At 71.5% G+C, this 22,805-nt stretch carries 22 protein-coding genes and 1 tRNA gene; 8 read left to right on the plus strand and 15 right to left on the minus strand.

Annotated elements, in window-relative coordinates:
* Nucleotides 1-30: 30 nt before the first annotated feature.
* Entirely contained in the window at nucleotides 31-1,176 is a 1,146-nt protein-coding gene (gene hppD / locus OG242_RS11040) for a 4-hydroxyphenylpyruvate dioxygenase (protein WP_405897988.1), read from the minus strand.
* A 131-nt stretch (nucleotides 1,177-1,307) separates the two neighbouring features.
* Between hppD and OG242_RS11045 the strand changes: the two genes are divergently transcribed.
* The 7 genes from OG242_RS11045 to OG242_RS11075 all read left to right on the plus strand — a co-directional run bounded on the left by OG242_RS11045 (nucleotide 1,308) and on the right by OG242_RS11075 (nucleotide 6,445).
* Entirely contained in the window at nucleotides 1,308-1,781 is a 474-nt protein-coding gene (locus OG242_RS11045; RefSeq protein ID WP_018100765.1) for an Lrp/AsnC family transcriptional regulator, read from the plus strand.
* Between the two features lie 15 nt (nucleotides 1,782-1,796).
* On the plus strand, nucleotides 1,797-2,444 hold the full coding sequence (locus OG242_RS11050) for an ABC transporter permease (RefSeq protein WP_405897989.1): 648 nt from the start codon (nucleotides 1,797-1,799) through the stop codon (nucleotides 2,442-2,444).
* Nucleotides 2,445-2,472: 28 nt separating this feature from the next.
* Nucleotides 2,473-3,693 (plus strand): betaine/proline/choline family ABC transporter ATP-binding protein, encoded by a 1,221-nt coding sequence (locus OG242_RS11055; protein WP_405901575.1) that lies wholly within the window; start codon nucleotides 2,473-2,475, stop codon nucleotides 3,691-3,693.
* Nucleotides 3,690-4,562, plus strand: a complete 873-nt coding sequence (locus tag OG242_RS11060; protein WP_405897990.1) for an ABC transporter permease — start codon at nucleotides 3,690-3,692, stop codon at nucleotides 4,560-4,562. The genes OG242_RS11055 and OG242_RS11060 overlap by 4 nt, the downstream gene beginning before the upstream one ends.
* Nucleotides 4,559-5,539, plus strand: coding sequence for a glycine betaine ABC transporter substrate-binding protein (locus tag OG242_RS11065; protein ID WP_405897991.1), 981 nt, complete (start codon nucleotides 4,559-4,561; stop codon nucleotides 5,537-5,539). The genes OG242_RS11060 and OG242_RS11065 overlap by 4 nt, the downstream gene beginning before the upstream one ends.
* A 79-nt stretch (nucleotides 5,540-5,618) precedes the next feature.
* The gene (locus OG242_RS11070) at nucleotides 5,619-6,230 is read left to right on the plus strand and encodes a helix-turn-helix domain-containing protein (RefSeq protein WP_405897992.1); all 612 of its coding nucleotides are present in this window, start codon (nucleotides 5,619-5,621) and stop codon (nucleotides 6,228-6,230) included.
* A gap of 14 nt (nucleotides 6,231-6,244) precedes the next feature.
* Nucleotides 6,245-6,445, plus strand: coding sequence for a hypothetical protein (locus OG242_RS11075; protein ID WP_405897993.1), 201 nt, complete (start codon nucleotides 6,245-6,247; stop codon nucleotides 6,443-6,445).
* Between the two features lie 23 nt (nucleotides 6,446-6,468).
* Here OG242_RS11075 and OG242_RS11080 read toward each other — a convergent pair whose 3' ends face one another.
* The 6 genes from OG242_RS11080 to OG242_RS11105 form a co-directional block, all read right to left on the minus strand.
* Entirely contained in the window at nucleotides 6,469-7,248 is a 780-nt protein-coding gene (locus OG242_RS11080; RefSeq protein WP_405897994.1) for a S16 family serine protease, read from the minus strand.
* A 75-nt stretch (nucleotides 7,249-7,323) separates the two neighbouring features.
* Entirely contained in the window at nucleotides 7,324-7,965 is a 642-nt protein-coding gene (locus OG242_RS11085; RefSeq protein WP_136201975.1) for an IclR family transcriptional regulator, read from the minus strand.
* A 436-nt stretch (nucleotides 7,966-8,401) separates the two neighbouring features.
* Nucleotides 8,402-10,183 carry a DEAD/DEAH box helicase gene (locus OG242_RS11090; RefSeq protein ID WP_405897995.1) on the minus strand — a complete coding sequence of 594 codons (1,782 nt, stop codon included), beginning with the start codon at nucleotides 10,181-10,183 and terminating at the stop codon, nucleotides 8,402-8,404.
* 163 nt (nucleotides 10,184-10,346) lie between these two features.
* Entirely contained in the window at nucleotides 10,347-10,715 is a 369-nt protein-coding gene (locus OG242_RS11095; protein WP_405897996.1) for a type II toxin-antitoxin system death-on-curing family toxin, read from the minus strand.
* Complete coding sequence (locus tag OG242_RS11100) at nucleotides 10,715-10,912, minus strand: Arc family DNA-binding protein (RefSeq protein WP_405897997.1); 198 nt, start codon at nucleotides 10,910-10,912, stop codon at nucleotides 10,715-10,717. The genes OG242_RS11095 and OG242_RS11100 overlap by 1 nt, the downstream gene beginning before the upstream one ends.
* Before the next feature lie 32 nt (nucleotides 10,913-10,944).
* Entirely contained in the window at nucleotides 10,945-12,411 is a 1,467-nt protein-coding gene (locus OG242_RS11105) for an MFS transporter (RefSeq protein ID WP_405897998.1), read from the minus strand.
* A 183-nt stretch (nucleotides 12,412-12,594) separates the two neighbouring features.
* Here OG242_RS11105 and OG242_RS11110 point away from each other — a divergent pair.
* Nucleotides 12,595-12,669 (plus strand) — tRNA-Cys (locus OG242_RS11110).
* A 48-nt stretch (nucleotides 12,670-12,717) separates the two neighbouring features.
* Here the strand turns inward: OG242_RS11110 and OG242_RS11115 are convergent.
* The 8 genes from OG242_RS11115 to OG242_RS11150 all read right to left on the minus strand — a co-directional run bounded on the left by OG242_RS11115 (nucleotide 12,718) and on the right by OG242_RS11150 (nucleotide 22,801).
* Complete coding sequence (locus OG242_RS11115) at nucleotides 12,718-13,269, minus strand: hypothetical protein (protein ID WP_405897999.1); 552 nt, start codon at nucleotides 13,267-13,269, stop codon at nucleotides 12,718-12,720.
* Between the two features lie 26 nt (nucleotides 13,270-13,295).
* Nucleotides 13,296-13,859, minus strand: coding sequence for a hypothetical protein (locus tag OG242_RS11120; RefSeq protein WP_405898000.1), 564 nt, complete (start codon nucleotides 13,857-13,859; stop codon nucleotides 13,296-13,298).
* A 17-nt stretch (nucleotides 13,860-13,876) separates the two neighbouring features.
* Complete coding sequence (locus tag OG242_RS11125) at nucleotides 13,877-15,601, minus strand: alpha/beta hydrolase (protein WP_405898001.1); 1,725 nt, start codon at nucleotides 15,599-15,601, stop codon at nucleotides 13,877-13,879.
* Between the two features lies 1 nt (nucleotide 15,602).
* On the minus strand, nucleotides 15,603-16,004 hold the full coding sequence (locus OG242_RS11130; RefSeq protein WP_405898002.1) for a hypothetical protein: 402 nt from the start codon (nucleotides 16,002-16,004) through the stop codon (nucleotides 15,603-15,605).
* A 117-nt stretch (nucleotides 16,005-16,121) separates the two neighbouring features.
* A complete protein-coding gene (locus tag OG242_RS11135) occupies nucleotides 16,122-18,458 on the minus strand; it encodes a xanthine dehydrogenase family protein molybdopterin-binding subunit (RefSeq protein WP_405898003.1) in 2,337 nt (778 codons plus the stop codon).
* Nucleotides 18,455-19,966 carry a 2Fe-2S iron-sulfur cluster-binding protein gene (locus OG242_RS11140; RefSeq protein WP_405898004.1) on the minus strand — a complete coding sequence of 504 codons (1,512 nt, stop codon included), beginning with the start codon at nucleotides 19,964-19,966 and terminating at the stop codon, nucleotides 18,455-18,457. The genes OG242_RS11135 and OG242_RS11140 overlap by 4 nt, the downstream gene beginning before the upstream one ends.
* Nucleotides 19,963-20,859, minus strand: a complete 897-nt coding sequence (locus OG242_RS11145) for an FAD binding domain-containing protein (protein ID WP_405898005.1) — start codon at nucleotides 20,857-20,859, stop codon at nucleotides 19,963-19,965. Before OG242_RS11145 ends, OG242_RS11140 begins: the two co-directional genes overlap by 4 nt.
* A 307-nt stretch (nucleotides 20,860-21,166) precedes the next feature.
* Nucleotides 21,167-22,801 carry a beta-N-acetylhexosaminidase gene (locus OG242_RS11150; RefSeq protein WP_405898006.1) on the minus strand — a complete coding sequence of 545 codons (1,635 nt, stop codon included), beginning with the start codon at nucleotides 22,799-22,801 and terminating at the stop codon, nucleotides 21,167-21,169.
* Nucleotides 22,802-22,805: the final 4 nt, after the last annotated feature.

The following is a 22,805-nucleotide window of genomic DNA, read 5'->3' on the forward strand; positions in this document are numbered from 1 at the left end:
CCGGCCCGCCCCTCATTCACGCCTGACGCGTCACAGGTTGCCGCGCTTCTCCTGCTCGCGCTCGATCGCCTCGAACAGGGCCTTGAAGTTGCCCTTGCCGAAGCCCATCGAGCCGTGGCGCTCGATCATCTCGAAGAAGACGGTCGGGCGGTCCTGGACCGGCTTGGTGAAGATCTGCAGCAGGTAGCCGTCCTCGTCGCGGTCGACGAGGATCTTCAGCTCGCGCAGGGTCTCGACCGGCACGCGGGTCTCGCCGGCCCACTCGCCGAGGGTGTCGTAGTACGAGTCGGGGGTGTCGAGGAACTGCACACCGGCGGCGCGCATCGCCTTCACCGAGGCGACGATGTCGTTCGTGGCGAGCGCCATGTGCTGGACGCCGGCGGCGCCGTAGAACTCCAGGTACTCGTCGATCTGGGACTTCTTCTTGGCGACGGCCGGCTCGTTGATCGGGAACTTGACCTTGAGCGTGCCGTCCGCGACGACCTTCGACATCAGGGCGCTGTACTCGGTCGCGATGTCGTCGCCCACGAACTCCTTCATGTTCGTGAAGCCCATGACCTTGTTGTAGAACGTGACCCACTCGTTCATCCGGCCGAGCTCGACGTTGCCGACGCAGTGGTCGATGGCCTGGAAGAAGCGCTTGGCCGGCGGCTCGACGATCGGGTTGGCGGCGACGTAACCCGGCAGGTACGGGCCGGAGTAGCCGGTGCGCTCGACGAGGGTGTGGCGGGTCTTGCCGTACGTGGCGATGGCGGCGCGCACGACGGTGCCGTGCTCGTCCTTCGTCTCGTAGGGCTCCTCGATGCCGGTGGCGCCGTGCTCGACGGCGTACGCGTACGCCGCGCGGGCGTCCGGGACCTCGATGGCGAGGTCGATGACGCCGTCGCCGTGGGCCGTGACGTGGTCCTCCAGGAAGTGGCCCCAGTCGGAGGACGCCTTGACGACGGAGGTGAGGACGAAGCGGGCGGAGCCGCTGGTGAGCACGTAACTGGCGGTCTCGCGGCTGCCGGTCTCCGGGCCCGAGTAGGCGACCAGCTTCATGCCGAAGGCGGTCGAGTAGTAGTGCGCGGCCTGCTTGGCGTTGCCCACGGCGAAGACGACGGCGTCCATCCCCTTGACGGGGAAGGGGTCGGCCTGCCGGGACGTCTCGGGGGTGCTGTGCATCGTCTCTGTCATGCCCAGAGGTTCCCGCCGCTCCGCAAGGTGCGCAACAGTTCCCATAATCACTGGTCAACCTGTACAGAAGCTGCCCATGATGGCCGGACTATCTGTACATGATGCCCATCACACCGCCCCCGGAGGCCGGCATGGCGATCGACCGACTCGACGGACGGCTCATCGTGCTGCTCGCGCGTGAACCCAGGATCGGCGTTCTGGAGGCGTCGCGCAGGCTGGGCGTGGCACGCGGGACGGTCCAGGCCCGTCTGGACCGCCTTCAGTCGAATGGCGCCATCCGCGGATTCGGCCCGGACGTCGATCCGGCGGCTCTCGGCTACCCGGTCACCGCGTTCGCGACGCTGGAGATCAAACAGGGCCAAGGCGCCGACGTACGGGCGCACTTGAGCGGCGTACCGGAGGTGCTCGAACTGCACACCACCACCGGGCACGGGGACATGCTGTGCCGGCTGGTGGCCCGGTCCAACGCGGATCTCCAGCGGGTGATCGACCGGGTTGTCGGATTTGATGGCATCGTCCGGGCCTCCACGGCGATCGTCATGGAGAACCCCGTGCCGCTGCGCGTCATCCCGCTCGTGGAACAGGCGGCGCGGGACACCGACTGAGCCGAGGAGTGACGGGTGAGCTTCTGGGAGTACGTGGCCAACCGCCACCAGCAGCTGCTCACCGACGCCTTCCAGCACGTCAGCGCGGTCTTCCAGTGCATGGTCCTCGCGACCGTGCTCGGTGTCCTGATCGGGGTCGTCAGCTACCGCAGCGGCTGGGGCTCGTCGGTCGCGATCACCTCGACGGCGACCGTGCTAACCATCCCGTCCCTCGCCGCCATCGGTCTGCTGATCCCGCTGGTCGGCCTCGGGGTCGCCCCCACGGTGATCACCCTGACGCTGTACGGGCTGCTGCCCGTCGTCCGCAACTCCATCGTGGGCCTGCGCGGCGTCGACCCCGCCCTGGTCGACGCCGCCAAGGGCATCGGGATGTCGCGGACCGCGCGGCTGTTCAAGGTGGAGCTGCCGCTGGCCTGGCCGCCGATCCTCACCGGCATCCGGGTCTCCACCCAGATGCTGATGGGCATCGCCGCCATCGCCGCGTACGCCTCCGGGCCCGGCCTCGGCAACGAGATCTTCCGCGGCATCGCCTCACTGGGCAGCGCCAACGCGATCAACCAGGTGCTCGCGGGCACGCTCGGCATCGTCGTCCTCGCCCTGCTCTTCGACGCCGCGTACGTCCTGCTGGGCCGGCTCACCATCCCCAGGGGGATCCGTGTCTGAGACCGCGACCGAGACCGCGCCGGAGCCGATGGCCACCTCCGGCGCCACCATCCAGCTGGAGAACCTGTCCAAGCGCTATCCGGGCAACCCGAACCCGGCGGTGGAGAACGTCTCGATGGAGATCAAGGCCGGCGAGACGGTGATCTTCGTGGGTCCGTCCGGCTGCGGGAAGTCCACCACGCTGAAGATGATCAACCGGCTGATCGAGCCGACGTCCGGCCGGATCAGGATCGACGACGAGGACGTCACCGACATCGACCCGGTGAAGCTGCGCCGGAAGATCGGGTACGCGATCCAGTCGTCGGGGCTCTTCCCGCACATGACGGTCGCCGAGAACATCGCCCTCGTACCGAAGATGACCGGCTGGTCCAAGTCTCGGGTGAAGGACCGGGTGGAGGAGATGCTCGACCTGGTCGGCCTGGACCCGCGCGAGTTCCACGGCCGCTATCCGCGCGCCCTCTCCGGCGGCCAGCAGCAGCGCGTGGGCGTGGCCCGGGCGCTGGCCGCCGACCCGCCGGTGCTGCTGATGGACGAGCCGTTCGGCGCGGTCGACCCGATCACCCGCGACCACCTCCAGGACGAGCTGATCCGGCTCCAGCACGAACTGCACAAGACGATCGTCTTCGTCACCCACGACTTCGACGAGGCGATCAAGCTGGGCGACCGGATCGCGGTGCTGCGGGAGCGGTCGCACATCGCGCAGTTCGACACCCCGGAGGCCATCCTCACCAACCCGACGGACGACTTCGTCTCCGGGTTCGTCGGCGCGGGCGCGGCGCTGAAGCGGCTCAACCTGACCCGGGTGCGGGAGGTGGAGATCGCGGACTTCCCGACCGTGACGGTGGACGACCCGCTCCAGGAGATCTTCAACAAGCTGCGCAGCGGTTCGCACAACGAGCTGCTGATGCTGGACCGCCGGGGCCGCCCCTACAAGTGGCTGCGGCGCGGCGACCTGATGCGGGCCCGGGGCTCCCTGGCGCGGGCCGGGCAGCTGGTCCACGACACGGTGACCCGGGACGCGACGCTGCACGACGCGCTGGAGGCGGTGCTCACGGACAGCGGCGGGCGGGTCGCGGTGACCGGGCGGCGCGGGGAGTTCACCGGGGTCGTCGACATGCACACCCTGATGAACTCGGTGCACGAGCTCCTGGAGGCGGACCGGCTGACCGCCATCGAGCACCAGCACGACCTGGAGGAGCTGCGCGTCCACCAGACCTCCGAGGAGCTGGAGGGCGGTGCGGGCGCATGACCCCCGACTCCCCCTCCTCCGGGTCCTCCGGCGCGCGGCCGCCGGGCGAGCACGACGTGAAGGGGCACGCCTTCCGCGACGAGGAGGCGGAAGAGGAGCAGCAGCCCACCCCGCGGCCGGCGAAGCCGCCGCGCCGGATCACCTGGCGCAAGCTGGTGGTGCTCCCGGCGACGCTCGCGGTGGTGCTGGTCCTCACGTACGTCTGGATCAACAACGTCCACCTGGACTCGATCGCGGAGAACTCGCTGGCCGGCGACACGGTCGAGGTGCGCTGGTGGCAGCACGTGAGGCTGACCGCGATCTCCACGTTCTGGGTGCTGATCATCGCCATTCCGCTGGGCATCGCGCTGACCCGGCGCGGCCTGACCAAGGCCGCCCCGGTGGTGACGGCGATCGCCAACATCGGGCAGGCGACCCCGGCGATCGGCCTGCTGGCGCTGCTGGTGATCTGGCTCGGCATCGGCCCGTCCACGGCGATCACCGGCATGGTGATCTACGCGGTGCTGCCGGTGCTCTCCAACACGGTCGCCGGTCTCAAGGCGATCGAGCCGAGCATGGTGGAGGCCGCGCGCGGCATCGGGATGTCGGCCATGGGCACCCTGACCCGGGTCGAACTCCCCCTCGCCGTCCCGCTGATCCTGGCCGGGGTCAGGACCGCGCTCGTGCTGAACGTGGGCACGGCGACCCTGGCGACCTTCGGAGGCGGCGGCGGGCTCGGCGACCTGATCACCTCGGGCATCCAGACCCAGCGCATGCCGGTCCTGGTGCTGGGCTCGGTCCTGACGGTGGTGCTGGCGCTCCTGGTGGACTGGCTGGCCTCGCTGGCCGAGGTGGCGCTCACCCCGCGCGGCCTGGAGGTGGGTCGATGAGGACGCGGAGGGTGCGCGGGGCCCTCGCGGCGGGGGCCGCGCTGTCCCTGGTGCTGGCGGGGTGCGGGCTGAAGAGCGGGTCCCCGATGGTGGACGACGTGGTGCCCGGGTCGGTCGGGCAGGGGCAGCCGCTGGACGGCGCGTCGCTGACCGTCACCTCGAAGAACTTCAGCGAGAACATCATCCTGGGCCAGATGATCGGGCTGATCTTCAAGGCGGCCGGTGCGGAGGTCCTCGACCGGACGAACCTGCCGAGCTCGATCAGCGCCCGCGAGGCGGTCATCCAGGGCGACGCGGACGCCGAGTACGAGTACACGGGCACCGGCTGGATCACGTACCTCGGGCACGCCAAGCCCATCGTCGACCCGATGGAGCAGTGGAAGGCGGTGCGCGACGCCGACCTGAAGAACGGGGTGACGTGGCTGCGGCCGTCCACCCTCAACAACACGTACGCGCTGGCCATCAGCCGCAGGAACAACGCCAAGTACCACCTGCAGACGCTGTCCGACGTCGCCGCCCTGGCGAAGAAGAACCCGTCGGCGGTCACGGTGTGCGTCGAGAACGAGTTCGCCTCGCGCGACGACGGGCTGCCCGGCATGGAGAAGGCGTACGGGATGTCCCTGCCGGCCTCCAGCATCCGCAAGATGGACGCCGGGATCATCTACACCCAGGTCTCCAAGTCCGACTCCTGCCTGCTCGGCGAGGTCTTCACCACGGACGGCCGCATCAAGGCGATGAACCTGGAGGTTCTGGAGGACGACAAGCACTTCTTCCCCAACTACAACGCGGCGCCCGTGGTCCACACCCCGACGCTGGAGAAGTACCCGGAGATCGCCGGCCTCCTGGACCCGCTCAGCAAGCGCCTGAACACGGAGGTCGCCCAGGACCTGAACGCCCGGGTGGACGTGGACGGCCAGGACCCGCACGAGGTGGCGAAGGACTGGCTGATCGAGGAGGGGTTCATCAAGGAGGGGTGAGATCAGGGGACCGAGGGGTTACAAAGGTTCTTTGCAAAGACCCGTTGCAAAAGTCTCTTTGCAACTCTACGGTGGAGCCATGGCACCCACCGAACCGAACGACGACCACAGCGCGACGGCGGCCGAGCTCGATTTCCTGCGCATCGACTCCCGCGCCCTGCGCGGCCTCGCCCACCCGATGCGGATCCGCCTGCTCAACGCCCTGCGGGAGCACGGCCCCGCCACCGCGTCCGGCGTCGCCGAGCGGCTCGGCGAGTCCAGCGGTGCCACCAGCTACCACCTGCGGCAACTCGCCTCGTACGGCTTCGTCGAGGACGACCCGACGCTCGGCAAGGGCCGCGAGCGCTGGTGGCGGGCGTCCCACGCCGGCACCGCCTTCGACTCCGAGCTGATGCACGACGCCGACCCCGAGGTACGCGGCGCCATGGGCGTCGTCCTCCACGAGGTGGCGACGATCCACGCCCAGGAGCTGAGCACCTGGCTCGGCACGATGCACGAGTGGTCCCGCGAGTGGTACGAGGGCTCGAGCCTCAGCGACTTCAAGATCCGGCTCACGCCCGAGCTCTCCCGCGAACTCGCCGAGAAGGTCCACGAGCTGATCGACACCTACCGCGGACGCGTGCCCGAGGGCACCGAGGGCTCCGCCGTCGTCCGCACCCACCTGCACGTCTTCCCACGCCGCACCGACTGAAGGGACCGACCGCCATGAACCCCGAGACCTACCTCGCCCCGTACCGCGTCCACTCCCCCGAGATGCGCCTCCACGTCCGCGACCTCCGCCTCGCCCGCCGCACCGCCCTGCGCAGGACGCTGCGGAACAGGCTGGGCTGGACCATCGTCGGGATGGGCCTGCGCGTGCTCCCGGCCGGCACCGGCCGCCCGGCCCGCGCCCCTCGGACGGCGTAACGTCCCGGAGCTCAGCCCGGAGCTCAGCAGCTCGGGATCTTGCCGCCCCGGTCCAGGGCGCGCAGCGAGTTCACCGCGTCCTTCAGCGTCGTGACCGGGATCAGGTGCAGGCCCTTGGGAAGCTCGGACTTCGCCTCCGAGCACTCTGCCTTCGGTACGAGGAAGACGGTCGCCCCGTCCCGCCGGGCCGCCTGCGTCTTGAGCGAGACCCCGCCGACCGCGCCGACCCCGCCCTTCACGTCGATCGTGCCCGTGCCCGCGACGGTACGGCCACCGGTGAGGCCACCGCCCGAACCGTCCCCGTCCAGCTTGTCGACGATCCCGAGCGCGAAGAACAGGCCGGCGCTGGGACCGCCCACGTCCGCCAGGTGCAGGGTGACGTCGACGGAGCCGGGCTTGCGGCCCAGATAGTTCAGCGCGGCGTCGACAGCGGCGTCCTGGGACTCCGCCATGTCGTCCAGGTTGTGCTGCTCGATCTCCTTCACGGAGCCGCCCGTCGGGTAGACGGAGTCGCGGGGCAGCACGGCCCGGTCCGTACGGAACCAGCTGTCGACGACGTCACCGATGCCCACATCCTCCTTGGGCCCGGTCGCCACGATCGTCGTCATCCGCAGCTCGCCCTCGGTGGAGCGGGTGGGGGTGCCCTTGATGCTGATCACGGGGGTGCCGTGGTCGTCCCCCAGCACGTTCGCGGTCGTCCCCGGCTGCGCGAGCGTGAACGGCAACGGTGCGAAGGCGGCTACGCCGAGGAGGGCGACGACGGGGAGAGCGGCGAGGGCGAGGGCGCGGGGCGGTGTGAACACGCGCCCAATCTAACGTCCGGCGCCCCGGACCGGGTCCGCCGGGCAATCCAGCCCGGGCAGGGTTCGCGCACCGCGTCAGCGAAGCGCGTCCGCCACCTCCCGGGCCGCATCGACCACCCGCGGCCCCACGCGTTCCGGGACGGAGTCCGCGAGCATGACCACGCCGACGCTGCCCTCCACGCCGGTCACGCCCATCAGGGCCGCCGCCGCGCCGCTCGCACCCGCTTCGAGTTCGCCGTGGGTGAGGGTGAAGGCGGTCTCGCCGACCGGCTTCTGGCGGGCGGCGAGGATCGCCCGGCCTGCGGCGCCCCGGTCGAGCGGGTGGCGGAAGCCCGCCCGGTAGGCCACGTGGTAGTCGGTCCAGGTCGGTTCGACGACCGCGACCGCCAGCGCGTCGGAGCCGTCGACCAGCGTGAGGTGGGCGGTGGCCCCGATGTCCTCGGCCAGCGAGCGCAGCGCCGGCAGCGCGGCCTCCCGCACGAGCGGATGGACCTGGCGGCCCAGGCGCAGCACGCCGAGGCCGACCCTCGCCCGGCCGCCCAGGTCGCGGCGGATCAGGGTGTGTTGTTCCAGCGTGGCGAGCAGACGGTAGACCACGGTGCGGTTGACGCCGAGTTTGTTGGACAACTCGGTGACCGTCAGACCGTGGTCGGTGTCGGCGAGCAGCTTGAGGACACGCAGTCCTCGGTCGAGCGTCTGGGAGGTCTCCGCGGTCACGACGCCCTCTCCTCCGTGGGTGAGCGGCGGCGGCTGGTTCCCACGGGATGTGCGGCCACCGGTCCCAGCGGCGACGCACGGAGAGGCCGCCGGCCTGGCCAAGGCACCGGCTGCGCTCCGCGGCCACATTGCCACGGGGCGTTCACATTTTTGGGACAGTAGCGAGCGAGTCCGCTCAGCGGAAGGCCTCGTCCAGAATCCGGTCGCCTCCGGAAACCGGGTTGCGCCGGGCGAGCATAAGTGCCGGTCAGCGGCGCGCGGACGGTTTGCGGCGCATCTACGCGCGTCCATGTCGGCCGACTCGTCCGCGACGCTCCGTAGTCCGTACGTGAACCACGGTTAACTCACCGTGAAAACTTTTTCGCCGATTCCCGGATCGACGAAGCCCCGGCACCCTCGCGAGGAGGGTGCCGGGGCCTGTTGCGCCGTACGCGGGTCACCGCATCCGGGTGGCCCACTCCTGGACCTTCTTGATCCGCTGCTCGATCTGTCCGGCGGTGGCCTCCGCGCTCGGCGGCCCGCCGCAGACCCGGCGCAGCTCGGTGTGGATGACGCCGTGCGGCTTACCGCTCTGGTGGGTGTAGGCGGAGACCATGGTGTTCAGCTGCTTGCGCAGGCCGAGCAGCTGCTTGTGGGTGACGACCGGCCGGTCCTGGGCCGGCTTCTCCAGCAGGTCGGCCTCCGAGGCGGGCTTCTGCCTGCTGTGCGCGATCTGCCGGGTCTGCCGCTTCTGGAGCAGCAGCTGCACCTGGTCGGGTTCGAGGAGCCCGGGGATGCCGAGGTAGTCCTGCTCCTCCTCGCTGCCGGGGTGGGCCTGCATGCCGAACTCGGCGCCGTCGTAGAGCACCCGGTCGAAGACGGCGTCGGACTCGAGCGCCTCGAAGGGCAGCTGCTCCTCGGTCTCCTCGTCCTCCAGCTTCTCGGCGTCGGCGAGGAGCTTGTCCTCCTCGGCGAACGGGTTCTCCTCGTCGCTGCCCTTCTTGGGCTTGTCGAGGACGTGGTCCCGCTCGACCTCCATCTCGTTGGCGAAGTCGAGGAGCATCGGGATGGTGGGCACGAAGACGGACGCGGTCTCGCCGCGCCTGCGGGAGCGGACGAAGCGGCCGACGGCCTGGGCGAAGAACAGCGGGGTCGAGATGGTGGTGGCGTACACCCCGACGGCCAGGCGCGGCACGTCGACGCCCTCGGACACCATGCGGACCGCGACCATCCAGCGCGAGTCGTCCTCACTGAACTTGTCGATCTTCTTCGAGGCGGCCTTCTCGTCGGACAGGACGACGGCGGCCGATTCGCCGGTGACCTTCTTCAGGATCTTGGCGTACGCGCGTGCCGACTCCTGGTCCGTGGCGATGACGAGCCCGCCCGCGTCCGGGATGCCCTTGCGGACCTCGGTGAGCCGCTTGTCGGCGGCGCTGAGGACGTTGGGGATCCAGTCGCCGGTGGGCGACAGGGCGGTGCGCCAGGCCTGGCCGATGGCGTCCTTGGTCATCGGCTCGCCGAGCCGGGCCGCGATCTCGTCGCCCGCCTTGGTGCGCCAGCGCATGTTGCCGCTGTAGCTGAGGAATATCACCGGGCGCACGACGCCGTCGGCCAGGGCGTTGCCGTAGCCGTAGGTGTAGTCGGCGGAGGAGCGGCGGATGCCGTCGTTGCCCTCCTCGTACACGACGAACGGGATCGGGTTGGTGTCCGACCGGAACGGCGTACCGGTGAGGGCGAGCCGCCGGGTGGCCGGGTCGAACGCCTCCTGGCAGGCCTCGCCCCAGGACTTGGAGTCGCCGGCGTGGTGGATCTCGTCGAGGATGACGAGGGTCTTGCGCTGCTCGCAGCGGTTGCGGTGCAGCATCGGGCGTACGCCGACGCCCGCGTAGGTGACGGCGACCCCGTGGTACTCCTTGCTCAGCGGACCGGCGCTGTAGTCGGGGTCGAGCTTGATCCCTATCCGGGCGGCCGCCTCGGCCCACTGCTTCTTCAGGTGCTCGGTGGGCGCGACGACGGTGACCTGCTGCACGACGTGGTGGTGCAGCAGCCAGGACGCGAGGGTCAGCGCGAAGGTGGTCTTCCCGGCGCCGGGGGTGGCGACGGCGAGGAAGTCGCGCGGCTGCTCCTGGATGTACTTCTCCATGGCCCCCTGCTGCCAGGCTCGCAGCTTGCCGGCCGTGCCCCAGGGGGCGCGGCCGGGGAAGGCGGGTGAGAGGTGGTGGGAGGCGGTAGTAGTCACGGTCTCCGGTTCAAGGTCTCTCGGGTACGTGGGCGCTGTCCGCGCGGGCCGGACCGGCTCCGCACGCGATACGACAACCGGGCCACCCTACCGGTGGGCGTGGCGGGACCCCTTACGAACCGACCCTGGTTCGGCGCCTCTGAGACCCGCTTCACAAGGCTCTCTACTTGGTGAAACCGGGCAGCTGCTCCGCGATCTTGGGCACGTCCAGCAATCCCTGGGAGACGTCCAGCACGAACCGCTCGGCCTCATCCACATCGAAGTCGACGTCCAGCGGATGCCCGTTCATGTGCAGGAAGACCCAGGTCGCATACCAAGCAGTGCGCTTGTTGCCATCAACGAGCGCGTGATTGCGGGCCAGCGACTCCATCAACGCGGCAGCCTTCTGCCAAACGTCGGGGTATGCGTCCTGACCGAACACGCTCGCCTGCGGGCGGACCAGCGCGGAGTCGAGCAGACCGTAGTCGCGCACCTCTGCCGCGCCGAGCCGATGCGCCAGGTTGAGCAGCTCGGGCATGGTCAGGTACTGCATCAGGCGAGCCTCCGGTTGAGCTCCTCGCTTGCCCTCAGCACGTGCTCCGCCGCCTCGTTGAAGAGGCGTGAGTGCTCGTTTATGGCGGTGATCACCGCATCGTGGGCGAACGACTGCATGCTCCGCCCCTCCGCCTCGGCCCGTGCACGCAACGCGTCCAGCTCTTCATCGGTGAACCGCAGATTCAGACCAGCCATGAACCCATGGTACTACATGGTACTACGCAGTACTACGCATGTGTCCGCACCCGCCCCGCCACCCACGCGCCCGCCAGGGCCACCGCCGCCATCGGGAAGAAGACGACCGCGAAGGCGGCCGGGTGGGAGGTGGAGGCGGCCGTCTCCGTGGCGTCCACCGTGCCGCCGCCCAGGGCCGCGAAGGCGGCGCCGCCCGCGGCCAGCAGGAGGACGTTGGAGAGGCCGTCGGAGATCTGGAGGGCGGCCGAGTTGGCGCCGGCCTCCTCGGGGGCGGACAGCTTCAGGAGCAGCACGCTGGTGGAGGCGATCACCACACCCATCCCGAAGCAGCCGAACGCCCAGGCGACCGCCACGGTCCACACCGGCACGGAGGTGATCAGCACGGCCGGGGCCGCCGCGATGGAGAGGGCGACCAGGACCATGGCGCCGACCATCAGCGGCTCGCGGTGCGGTTCGAGGCGGGACCGGGACTGTACGTAGGAGCCGAGCGCCCACGTACCGCCGCCCGCCGCCAGGGAGAGCCCCGCCAGGGTCGGGGACAGGCCGCGCTGGGTGACCAGCATCAGCGGGACGAACGATTCGGCGGCGATGAAGGACCCGGCCGCGACCCCGCGCAGCAGCACCACCGCCGGCAGCCCCCGCCCCGCGCGCGCCGTGCCCGGGGGCAGCAGGCCCCGGACCGCCGGGACGAGCAGCGCGGCCCCGGCGGCGGCCGGCAGCAGGGAGAGCCAGTTCCGCTCCTGCCCGGCGTACTGGAGGAGCCCGGCGCCCAGCGAGATGCCGAGCGCGAGCACGATGCGGCGGCGGTCGTACGCCTCCACGGGCGCCGCCGGGTCCGCCGGGCCGGACGCCATGCGCCGGATCTCGGGCAGCGCGAGCGCCAGCGGGAAGACGATCAGGGCCGGGATGCCGATGAAGACCCAGCGCCAGCCCAGGTGCTCGGTCACGCTCCCGGCGGCCAGCGGACCGACGACCGAGGGGATGACCCAGCTCGCGGCGAACGCGGCCAGGATTCCCGGCCGCAGGTGCTCCGGGTAGGCGCGGCTGATCACCACGTACAGCGCGACGATCACCAGCCCGCCGCCGAGTCCCTGCACGGCCCGGCCCGCGATGAACATCCACATGGAGCCCGCGGTCCCGGACAGCAGCAGCCCCGCCCCGAAGGCGCTGATCCCGGCGGCCAGCGGCGCGAGCGGCCCGCGCCGGTCGGCCCACTGCCCGGACAGCACCATCGCGAAGAGGCTGGTGGTGAAGTACGCGGAGAACGCGAACGCGTACAGCGGGATGCCGTGCAGCTCACGCGCGGCGACCGGCATCGCGGTCCCCACGGCGGTGGCCTCGAAGGCGATCAGGAACACCACGGAGACGATGCCGATGCTGAGCGCCCGGTACGTCCGCCCGAGGATGCCCTCCGGCAGCACGGGCCCCGCCGGGGCGGGGGCGTCGACGTCTTCGATGAGGCGCGGGACATCGGCGTCGCGCGGTTCCAGGGCGGTCATGAGCCAAGAGTAAGGGGCGAAATGCCTGGTGAACCCTGTCCGTGGTCGCCCCCGCCCTCGGCCGTTGGTCCTACGTCCCCGCGCCGAACGTGAACGGCGTATGGCAGTCGCGTTGCACGCCCGCCGGAACCCTTGAGCGGCGCGCACGCCCGGCCCTACGGTCGGTTCAGCGACACCACGCAGGACCGTGTGCCCGAGAGGCTCAGGGGCTCGACTGCAACTCGAGTTACACCGGTTCGAATCCGGTCACGGTCTCCACGCACCGCCCGTCCCCCGGCCGGGGGACGGGCGGTTGGGCGTTCCGGCTCAGCGCGGTGCGCCGGTGGCGGACCAGTGGGGCGAGTGTTCGTGGGGCCTGAGATCCGGCTCGTCGGGGCCACCGGGGAGGCCGGGGGTTCCCGTCGGGTAGGTCATCGCGGAGTCCTCGACACAGCTGATACCCGCTTCGACGAAAACGTTGCCGATGCTGCCGACCTGCAGGATGACGGTGAATCCGTCAGCTGTCGTGGCCCGTATACGCGGCATTCCCTTGCCGGAGTGAACGGTGAAGTCCTGTACGCCCTGCTGCTCCCAGTACTCCCGGACCTGTTTCAACAGCTCGTCCCGCCGCTGCTCGGAAACCACGGTGGTGATGTTCCGGCTACGGAAGACGGTCGTGGTGCCGCTCGGCTCGTTGACACCACTGCTGCACGCCGTGTCCGAAGGGTTCCCGTAGGACCACGCCACCGGCGGCCGCATCGCCGCCATCGTGCCGTCCAGGATTCCCTCCGCACGCTCCCCCGCCTGCTGCATGTCCATCTTGGGTTCTTCCCGCTCCTTGGCGCCCTGGCAGGCGGTGAGCAGTACAGCCAGAAGCACACAGCCCAGCAGCCGAACCGGCCTCCTCACGAGCCGGTGGCGGACCAGTAGGGCGAGTGTTCGCGGGGAATCCGCTCCGACTTGACCGGCCCCCCGGGGTGACTCGGTGTCCCCTTCGGGTAGGTCATCGGCGAATCCTTCGCGCAAGCGAAGCCGGCGGTGACGGAAACGTTTCCGATATTTCCGGCGGAGAGGATGACGACAAGCCCGTCGGGGGACTTGGCCCGGGTACGCGGCATGTCCTCGGCAGAATTGATGTCGAATTCCCTGAAGCCCTGCTGCTCCCAGTACCGCCGGATCATTTTGAACAGCTCTCCGCGCCGCTGCCGGGAAACCACGGTGAGTACGTTCCTGCTCCGGGTAATGCTCGTCGTGCCGGTCGGCTCACTGAAACCTGTATCGCACGCCGTTTCCCCCGTGAGGCCGCGAGCCCACTTCACTGATGGCTGGATCGCCGCCATCGTGCCGTCCAGGATTTCCTCCGCACGTTCCCCCGCCTGCTGCATATCCATCTTGGGTTCTTCCCTTTCCTCGCCGCCCTCACAAGCAGTGAGCACCGTGACCAACAGCACGCACAACAGCAGCCGCACCGGGCTGCTCGTACACGTCACCTCGGCTCCGTCGTCGTGATCGCGTTGCCATGACCGGTCACGACACTCGCGATGTTGTACAAGGAATCGCCTCCCTCCGTGTCACTGAAATAGAGGGAATGAGCCGGAATATTTCCGGTCACGAGCCCCACGATTCCAGTGTCCCTGCCGTCGGCGACGCTGAAGTGGTGCCCTCCGAAGTCTCTTCCGGCCGGGTCGGTGCCGAACCAGTTGGAACCGGATCCGGCCTCCTTGTTCAAGGGTCCGGAGAACATCACATCTTCCTGCGAAGGAAGATGGGTGACCTGATCGTTCTTTGCCGCGCCGACGTAGACGTGATCGGCGCCCACGCCCAGATCCCTGGCGTGGTCGACGCCGGTGCCCGGACTGCCCACAAGGACCACGTCGTCGGCGGGGATGCCGCCGGGCAACTGGGTGGCCTGGCCCACGGTCAGAGACCCGTACGAGTGGCCGACAGCCGTCACATGCGGTGACCCGGACTCGTGCGTGGCGTGGATGCCGTTCAGGAAGCCGTTGTAGGCCGAAGCACCCGCCTTGGCGTCGTCGGCACGCATGACATCGGTGGACGACCACGTGAAGCCGTCCAGCTGGGGCGCATCGTAGCCGAGCCAGACAAGGGAGGCGGTCGAGGCACCCGGGTAGTTCCCGTTCGCGACCCTCGCCACGTTCCAGGCGCGCTCCACGTCCGCCGAGGCGAAGTGGCCGCTCAGCTTCGTGTTCAGCCCCGGCACGTACGCGGACACGTTCTGCGACGTGTCCGGGTTGCCGAACGACACGATGGCCCGGCCGTTGCCCTCGTCTCCGAGGCCCAGCAGATACAGGGGGTACGCACGGTCCAGGCTGAGCTGCTTCTGGATCCCCTTCACCCCCTCGATCTTGTCCTTCAGCGCCGCCGCCTCGTCCCCCGAGGCCGCCGTGTACCGGGTCTCCAGGCTGTCCAGCAGGGTCGGCAGGTACAAGCGGTTGGCCCGGTCCCGGTCGACCGCCGGGATGCCGTCGCGGTTGCCGAGCACTTGCGGGTAGTCCTCGATCAGCTCGGCGCGGAGCGTCGGTGAGAGCGAGGCCCACCAGGACTGGACGGCGTCGGCCGGGGCCTTCGCGTCCGGCATACCGAGGTGCGTCAGCACTTCGTTCTCGATGCTGCCGACCGTCGCCAGCTCGATCGCGAGGTGGGACCAGTCGCCCTTGGCACACCGGTTGGCCGCGTCCGTGAAGAGCTTGATCTTCGCCGCGTAGTCCTTGTCCGCCGCCTGCGCCCCGTGCCACGCCTCGGCGATCCGGTCGGCGTACTCCTGTGCGCGGGCGGCCTGGTCCCGGTGCATCATCCCGACGTCGCCCGGTGCCATGTGAGCGGTGTCGACGGTCGGAGCCGTGACCGAGCCGTCGTCGGCGACCTTGTAGCCGGCCCCCGACGCGTCGGCGAGCGCGGTCTTGAGCAGATCCTGCTGCTTCAGCAGCTCCTCGCCGCAGGCCCGCAGCACGGTGCACACGCTGTCGAGCTCCGTCTTGGCGATGTCCATGTACCACCGGATCCGGCCGAGCCGTTCGGCGGCGGTCTCGGCGGTGAGCCCGCCCCACACCTGTTCCTTCACGAGGGGACGGTGCAGATACGTGCCGAACTCGCCGGCCCGCGTGGTGATCTTGTCCGCCAGCGCGGCCCAGGAGTCGCCCGCGCCGGTCATCAGCAGGGGCTCCGCGTCACGGAGTTCCGGGAGCAGCATCTCAGCGCCCCCCGTTCGCCGACGGCGGCGTGGTGAGGTCCGGGGTGTGCGGCGTGTAGTACAGCGGCTCGGCGCCCGGCGCGTAGGGGCCGAGGAACGCGTTCCGTCGCTGCCGGTCCTCGTCCGCGAAGCTGTTGTTCGAGTCGCGTACCGCGTCCGCGGCGCCCCCCACCAGGCCCGCCAGCGCGCGCAACGCCTTCGTCCACGCCTCCAGGCACTCGTCCAGCGCGTGGGCGGACTCGAAGCCCGCCAGCCCAGCCACCGCCGCGTCCGTCGTTTCGAAAAGGCCCTTGATGTCGCCGGGTATGTCCTCGGCGACCTTGTCGGCGGCGGCCGCCGCCTTCCCCACCTGGTGCGGGTCGATCCAGAGTCCTTGCGTGCCGCCGTTGATCGGCGTGGTCATGCTTCCCCCCTCGGTCGCAGGTCCGCACACGGTAACGACCGGTGGCCGACGGTGACTTGAGTACGCGTACTCAGAGCACCACCGGCCACCGGCCGTCGGCTGCACGGGGCCGCCCGCTCAGCCCTTCGGGGCCGCGACCGCCGCCTGGGGGCGGATCGGGAGGCGGTTGACCGGGCGGCCCGTCGCCGCGCGGACCGCTGCGGCGACCGCGGCCGGGGAGGTGACGACCGGGACCGCGGAGGCGGGCTTCGCGCCGAACGGGGCCACCACGTCGCGCTCCTCGACCAGCGTGACGATGCGGATCTCCGGCGCGTCCAGCGAGGTCGGCAGGGCGTAACCGGTGAGGTCGGGGTGGCGGACCAGGCCGCGGGCGGTGCGGAGGTTCTCGGTGAGGGCGGCGCCGATGCCCTGGGTGACGCCCGCCTCGATACGGGTCGCCAGCTGGGAGGGGTTGAGGACGCGGCCGACGTCCTGGGCGACGGCCATCTCGACGACGCGGACCGAGCCCAGCTCGATGTCGACGTCCACGACCGCGCGGACCGCGCAGAACGCCATGCCCACGAAGGCGTCGCCCTGCCCGGACTCGTCCAGCGGTTCGGTGGGGTGCGGGCGGCACTGGGCGGTGGCCCACAGCTCCTTGCCGTCCAGCGCCTCCGACACGGTCGTCGAGAGCACCCCGTCGTACGAGGTGATCTTGCCGTCGGTGATCTGGAGCAGCTCCGTGGACATCCCGAACTTGTGCGCCAGGGGCTGGAGGAGCTGGGTGCGGACCATTTTCGCGGCGCGTTCGACGGCGCCGGCGGAGACCCAGGTGTGGCGGCCGTGGGTGGCCGGGCCCGCCGGGGGCTGGTCGGTGTCGACGGAGGCGACGTGCACCTCCTCGATGCCCAGGGTCTCCTGGACGACCTGGCGGGCCAGCGTGGTGAAGCCCTGGCCCGTCTCGACGGCCGCGCAGATGACGGTGGCGACCGAGTCGTGGACCCGGACCGTGGCCGTGGACACCTCGTCGGCGCCCTCCGCGCCGAGCATGTGGACCATGCCGAGCGCGTAGCCGACGCCCCGGCGCACCGCGCCCGGTTCGCCCGCGCCCTCGGGGCCGCCCGGCAGCAGCCAGTCGTCCTCGGGGGCGTCCTTGGGCAGCGCGGGCAGCGGGAAGTCCCGTACGGCGGTCAGCAGTTCGGCGACGGGCGCGGGGCAGGTCACCGTCTGGCCGGTGGGCAGGATGTCGCCGGTGGCCAGCACGTTGCGCATGCGCAGCTCGGCCGGGTCGATGCCGAGCTTCGCGGCCAGCTTGTCCATCTGGCCCTCGTAGGCGGCGCAGACCTGCATCGCGCCCTCGCCCCGGACATGGCCGGACGGCGGGTTGTTCGTACGGACGGCCCAGCCCTCGATGAAGGCGTGCGGGACGACGTACGGGCCGCAGGCGAAGGCGACAGCGGCGGCCAGCGACTCCGACGAGGCGTCCGCGTAGGCGCCCGCGTCCAGCAGGATCTGGGCCTCCACCTTGACCAGACGGCCCTCCGCGTCCGCGTGGTGGCGGTAGCGCAGCAGGGAGGGGTGGCGGTGGGCGTGACCGAGGAAGGACTCCTCGCGGGTGGCGGCCAGCTTCACCGGGCAGCCGGTGCGCAGGGCGAGCAGGCCCAGCGGCAGCTGGAAGGCGGGGTCCTCGCGGTCGCCGGTCGCGCCGGGCACACCGGTGACGACGACCTTGACCCGCTCCGGTTCGAGGCCGAAGCAGGCGGCGGCCAGGTCGCGGTCGGTGTGCGGGTCCGTGGAGGCGGTGTACAGCTCGACGCCGCCGTCCGGCCGGGGCACGGCGAGCCCGGCCTCGGCACCGATCGGGGCCGGGTCCTGGCGGCCGATGCGGTACAGGCCATCGACGACGACCTCGCCGGCCGCCTCCGGGTCGCCGTAGCGCAGCGGGATGTGGCGGATGAGGTTGCCGTCGGGGTGGAGCGGCTCGGCGGCGAACGCCTTCTCCGGGTCGGTGACCGGGTCCAGGACCTCGTACTCGACGGCGATGGCGGCGGCGGCCAGCCGCGCGGTGTCCGGGTGGTCGGCGGCGACGGCGGCGATCGGCTCGCCGTGGTGGCGGACCAGGTCGGAGGCGAAGACGGGGCGGTCGACGACCCTGCGGCCGTACAGGGCCTCGCCGGGGACGTCCTCGTGGGTGACGACCGCGCGCACCCCTGGCATCTCGGCGGCGGCCGAGGTGTCGATGGAGACGATGCGGGCGTGCGCGTGCGGGGAGCGCAGGACAGCCGCCCAGAGCAGGCCCTCGGCCCACAGGTCGGCGGCGTACGGGAAGGTGCCCTCGGTCTTGGCGCGGGCGTCGGCCGGCGGGAGCGAGGCGCCGATGCCGAGCCGCGGCTGCTCGGCCTCGGGTCCGCCCGGGCCGGCCGGCGACGGGATGCTGATCGTCGTGGGGGTGGCGCCGGCCGCGTCGTTGCTCACGCCATGCCTCCGTCCTGCTGGTGGGCCTGCACACTACCGGCGCCCGGGGCCGCCTGGTGCGGGATGCGGGCCTCCTCCGGCTCCTCGGAACCGGTCGTCTCGGCGGCGGCTTCGGCGGCTGCCTCGCGGCCCGCGATGACCTCGTTGACGGCGTCCAGCACGCCCCGGTAGCCGGAGCAGCGGCAGAGGTTGCCGCACAGGGCCCGGCGGGTCTCCAGCTCGCTGGGGCGGTGGTTGCCCTCCAGGAGGTCGTGGACGGTCATCGCCATGCCGGGGATGCAGAAGCCGCACTGGACGGCACCGCAGTCCGCCAGCGCCCGCTGCACGTCGGACGGTTCCCCGTCGACGGCCAGGCCCTCGACCGTACGGACCTCGCTGCCGGCGGTCGTGGCCGCGGGCACCAGGCAGGAGGCGACGAGCCGCCCGTCCACCTGGACGTTGCACGCTCCGCACTCGCCCTGCGAGCAGCCGTCCTTGGCCCCGGCGAGACCGAGGCGCTCGCGCAGCACGTAGAGCAGGGACTCGCCGATCCACGCGTCGGTGACGGGTCGGTCGACGCCGTTGACGTGCAGTACGTAGGAGGCGGCGGGGTGCTCGCTGGGTCCCGCGGGGATGACGGCGAGGGGTGCGTCGGACGCCTCGGGCCCCTCCGTACCGGGGGCCGCCGCCTCGCCCGTCTCGGCCACGGGCTCCGCGTCCTCGGGCGACTCCGCCACGGGCTCGGCGTCCTCGGGCGACTCCGCCGCGGGCTCGGCCGCCTCCGTCCGGGGGGCCTCCGCGTCGGACCCGGCGCCGGCCGGGGCGGGCTGCTCGTCGTCGTGCCGTACCGGCTCGGGAGCGCTCTCGGCGGGGACGCCCGCCGGCGCCTCCGCGCCCGCGTCCGCCTCGGCGGGCGGCTCCGGGGCGGGCTCGGTCACCGTCCACGGCGCGGCCGCCCCGCCGGGAAGCGTGGCCGGGCGGTCCGCGTACCAGTCGGTCACGGGCGGGGCGGTGTACAGCTCGCCGGAGTCGTCCGAGAGCGGGGCGGCCGCGGCCGGCCAGGTCGCCGTGGTGTCGGTGGACCACTGGCCCGTGGCGGCCGGGTCACCGGCGTACGGATCCTGGTACGGCTGCGTCCCGGGGTGCGGGTAGCCGTAGCCGGACTGCTGGTTCGGGTCGGGCCAGTGCACCTCATCCGGCGCGGACGGAGCGGACGGTACGGACGGCGCGGGCGGAGCGGACGGCACCGAGTGCTCGGGCTGCCCGGTCTGCTGTTCCGGCTGCTGCTCCCGCTGCTGTTCCGGCGTCTGGACGACCCAGTTGCCGGTGGCCGCCGGGTCGAGGCCGGCGGCCGGGGTCAGCGGCAGGATCATCGGCGGCGTGTAGCCGTGGCCGGGCGCGGCCAGCGGAATGTCCGCCAGGTCCTCCGGCGACAGGTGGACGAAGGCGGTCGCCTCGCCGTCATAGTCGCCGCCCTGCGGGGTCGGCTGCCAGCCGCCGTGCTGTTCGGCGGGGTTCTCCTTGCTCACGACAGTGCCCTCCCCAGCGCGCGTCGGGCGAGCGCGGCGACGGTGCGCCGCAGGTGCAGTACGGCGGGGGGCAGCGGTGGTGCCTCTCCCCCGTCGGCGGGTGGTTCCTGGTCCGGGATGCAGGCGGCGGCCACGTACTCGCCGAAGGCGGCCAGCGCGTCGGGGGCGAGACCGCGCGCCCCGTCCCAGTCGATCAGCGAGGCGATCCAGCGCTCGGCCTCCAGCGGGCGCAGCGGCATCGGGGCGATGGCGCCGACCGCGCAGCGCACCCCGCGCCTGGCCGGGTCGAGGACGATCGCGACGGAGGCGGTGGCGCGGCCGGGCCCGGTGCGGCCGGTGGCCTTGAGGAAGACCTGGGGGGCGTGCAGCAGCGGGACGCGGACGAAGCCGATCAGCTCGGCGGGCTCCAGCATCTCGCGGCCGGCCAGCAGGTGGGAGACGGGGATCTCGCGGCGGGCGCCGCCGGGGCCCGCGACGACGAGTTCGGCCTCCAGCGCGGCGAGCACGGGCAGCGCGTCACCGGTCGGGGCGGCGGACGCGATGTTGCCGCCGAGCGTGCCGGCGTTGCGGATCTGCGGGGGGCCCGCGGCGCGGGCGGAGGCGGCGAGCGCGGGGATGAGGGCGGCGAAGTCGGGCCGCCCCATGCGGGCGTGGGTCAGACCGGCGCCCAGCAGGGCGTGTCCGTCCTGGTAGTGCCAGCCGCGCAGCTCGCTGATCCGGCCGAGTCCGACCAGACCGGAGGGGCGCAGGAGCCCCTTGTTGACGGCCGACATCAGGTCCGTGCCGCCTGCCACGGGGACGGCGGCCGGCATGGCGCCGAGTGCCGCCACCGCCTCGTCCAGCGAGGCAGGCAGCGTCACGGACTGCGTCGCCTGCGGTGCGTGCGTGGTCAACCCAGCTGCCCCTTCCCGGTGTCCCGGCGCTCCCGCCTGTTTCGCCGTACGGTACGTGCTCGAAGCCCGGACGTGGCAACTCTGGCACATCTTCCGACCGGCCCGACGCGCAGGTCCGCGAAGGGAGCATCCGTCCCCGGTAAGGGTAATGGTCCCGTTTTCGCGCTGGTTCGGCGGTGAGCCCCCTTTGCCGGTCTTCCGTATGTCCGTACGGCTTTCTCCGTTGTACGGGCGGCGCCCGGCGGAAGCGCCGCCGCCACCACGGTCGCAGGGACCGTGGTGGCGGGAGGGCGGGTTGCTGCCGGGCTCACACGTTCGGGGGTGCCCCCTCGATCGGGCGTCCGAGGATGCCGGGGCGCTGCTGCCAGGGCAGCGGACCGGACGGCGGCCGGTAGCCGACGCCGAGTGCGTCGAGCCGGGCGTAGTGCGCGGTCATGCGGCGCTCGAAATCGGCGAAGTCCCGCTCGTCCGGGGCGGGCAGGGCCGACCAGGCGACCTCGGCGAAGGCGGCGAGGCGCGGGAAGACCTGGTAGTCGACGCGGGCCCGGTTCTGCATGACCTCGGACCAGGCGTTGGCCTGGGCGCCGAGTACGTGCCGGGCGGCCTCCTCGCTCAGCGCCGGCGGGACGGGCTCGAAGCGGTAGACGTCCTCCAGGGTGCGGACGTACCCGATGGGCATCGGCTCGTCGGGGCCGCCGTGCTGACGGTGGTCCAGATACACCTGCTGCTCGGGGCACATGACGACGTCGTGCCCGGCCTCGGCGGCCGCGATGCCGCCCGCGTAACCGCGCCAGGAGGAGACGGCGGCGCCGGGCGCGAGGCCGCCCTCCAGGATCTCGTCCCAGCCGATGAGGCGGCGGCCGCGCCCGGTGAGCCAGGTGTCGAAGTGGCGGATGAACCAGGACTGCAGCTCGTCCTCGTCGGCCAGGCCGAGTTCCTTGATGCGGGCCTGCGCGGTGGGCGACTGCCTCCACTGGTCCTTGGGGCACTCGTCGCCGCCGATGTGGACGAACGGCGAGGTCTCCGGCGGGAAGAGTTCGAGGAGCTCCTCGAAGACGCCCTCGTAGAACCGCAGGACGTGGTCGGTGGGGGCCAGGACGTTCGGCGTGACGCCCCAGTTGTCCCACACGCCGAGCGCCGAGGTGTCGACGACGTCGGTGTTGCCGAGCTCCGGGTAGGCGCTGATCGCGGCCTGCGAGTGGCCGGGGATGTCGATCTCGGGGACGACCCGGATGTGCCGGGCGGCGGCGTAGGCGACGATCTCGCGGATGTCGTCCTGGGTGTAGTAACCGCCGTGCGGGGTCTCGTCCCAGAGCTCGGAGGCCCGGTGTCCGTACTTGGTACGGGGACGCCAGGCGCCGACCTCGGTGAGGCGGGGGTGGCGCTTGATCTCGACGCGCCAGCCCTGGTCGTCGCTGAGGTGGAAGTGGAAGACGTTCAGCTTGTGGGCGGCGAGCAGGTCGAGGTAGCGCAGGACGTCGTCCTTGGGCATGAAGTGCCGTGCCACGTCGAGCATCAGGCCGCGCCAGCCGAAGCGGGGTGCGTCCTCGATGTCGGTGAACCCGAAGCCGTGGACGGCGGCCTCGCCCACGGGCGCCCGGCGGAACGCCTCGGGGCCCAGCAGCTGGCGCAGGGTCTGGGCGCCCCAGAACACCCCGGCGGGGCTGCCGCCGGTGAGGACGACGCCCTCGTCGGGCCGGGTGGTGAGCCGGTAGCCCTCGGGCGGCAGGGTGTCGTCGGTGCGCAGCACGATGGCGCGCGGGGCGTCCTCGGTGCCGGGTGCGAGGGGCAGGCCGAAGGCGGCGCCCAGGGTGGTGCGCAGCCAGCGTTCGGTGGTCGCGGTGCCGGGGGCCGCCGCGATGGTGGTGGACGCGTCGAGGAGGAATCCGCAGCGCCCCCGGTCGTCGGCGCGCAGGGGCGCCGGGATCAGTTCCATGGCCATGACG

The sequence above is a fragment of the Streptomyces sp. NBC_00727 genome, assembly GCF_045161745.1.
In the GTDB taxonomy this organism is placed as follows: Bacteria; Actinomycetota; Actinomycetes; order Streptomycetales; family Streptomycetaceae; genus Streptomyces.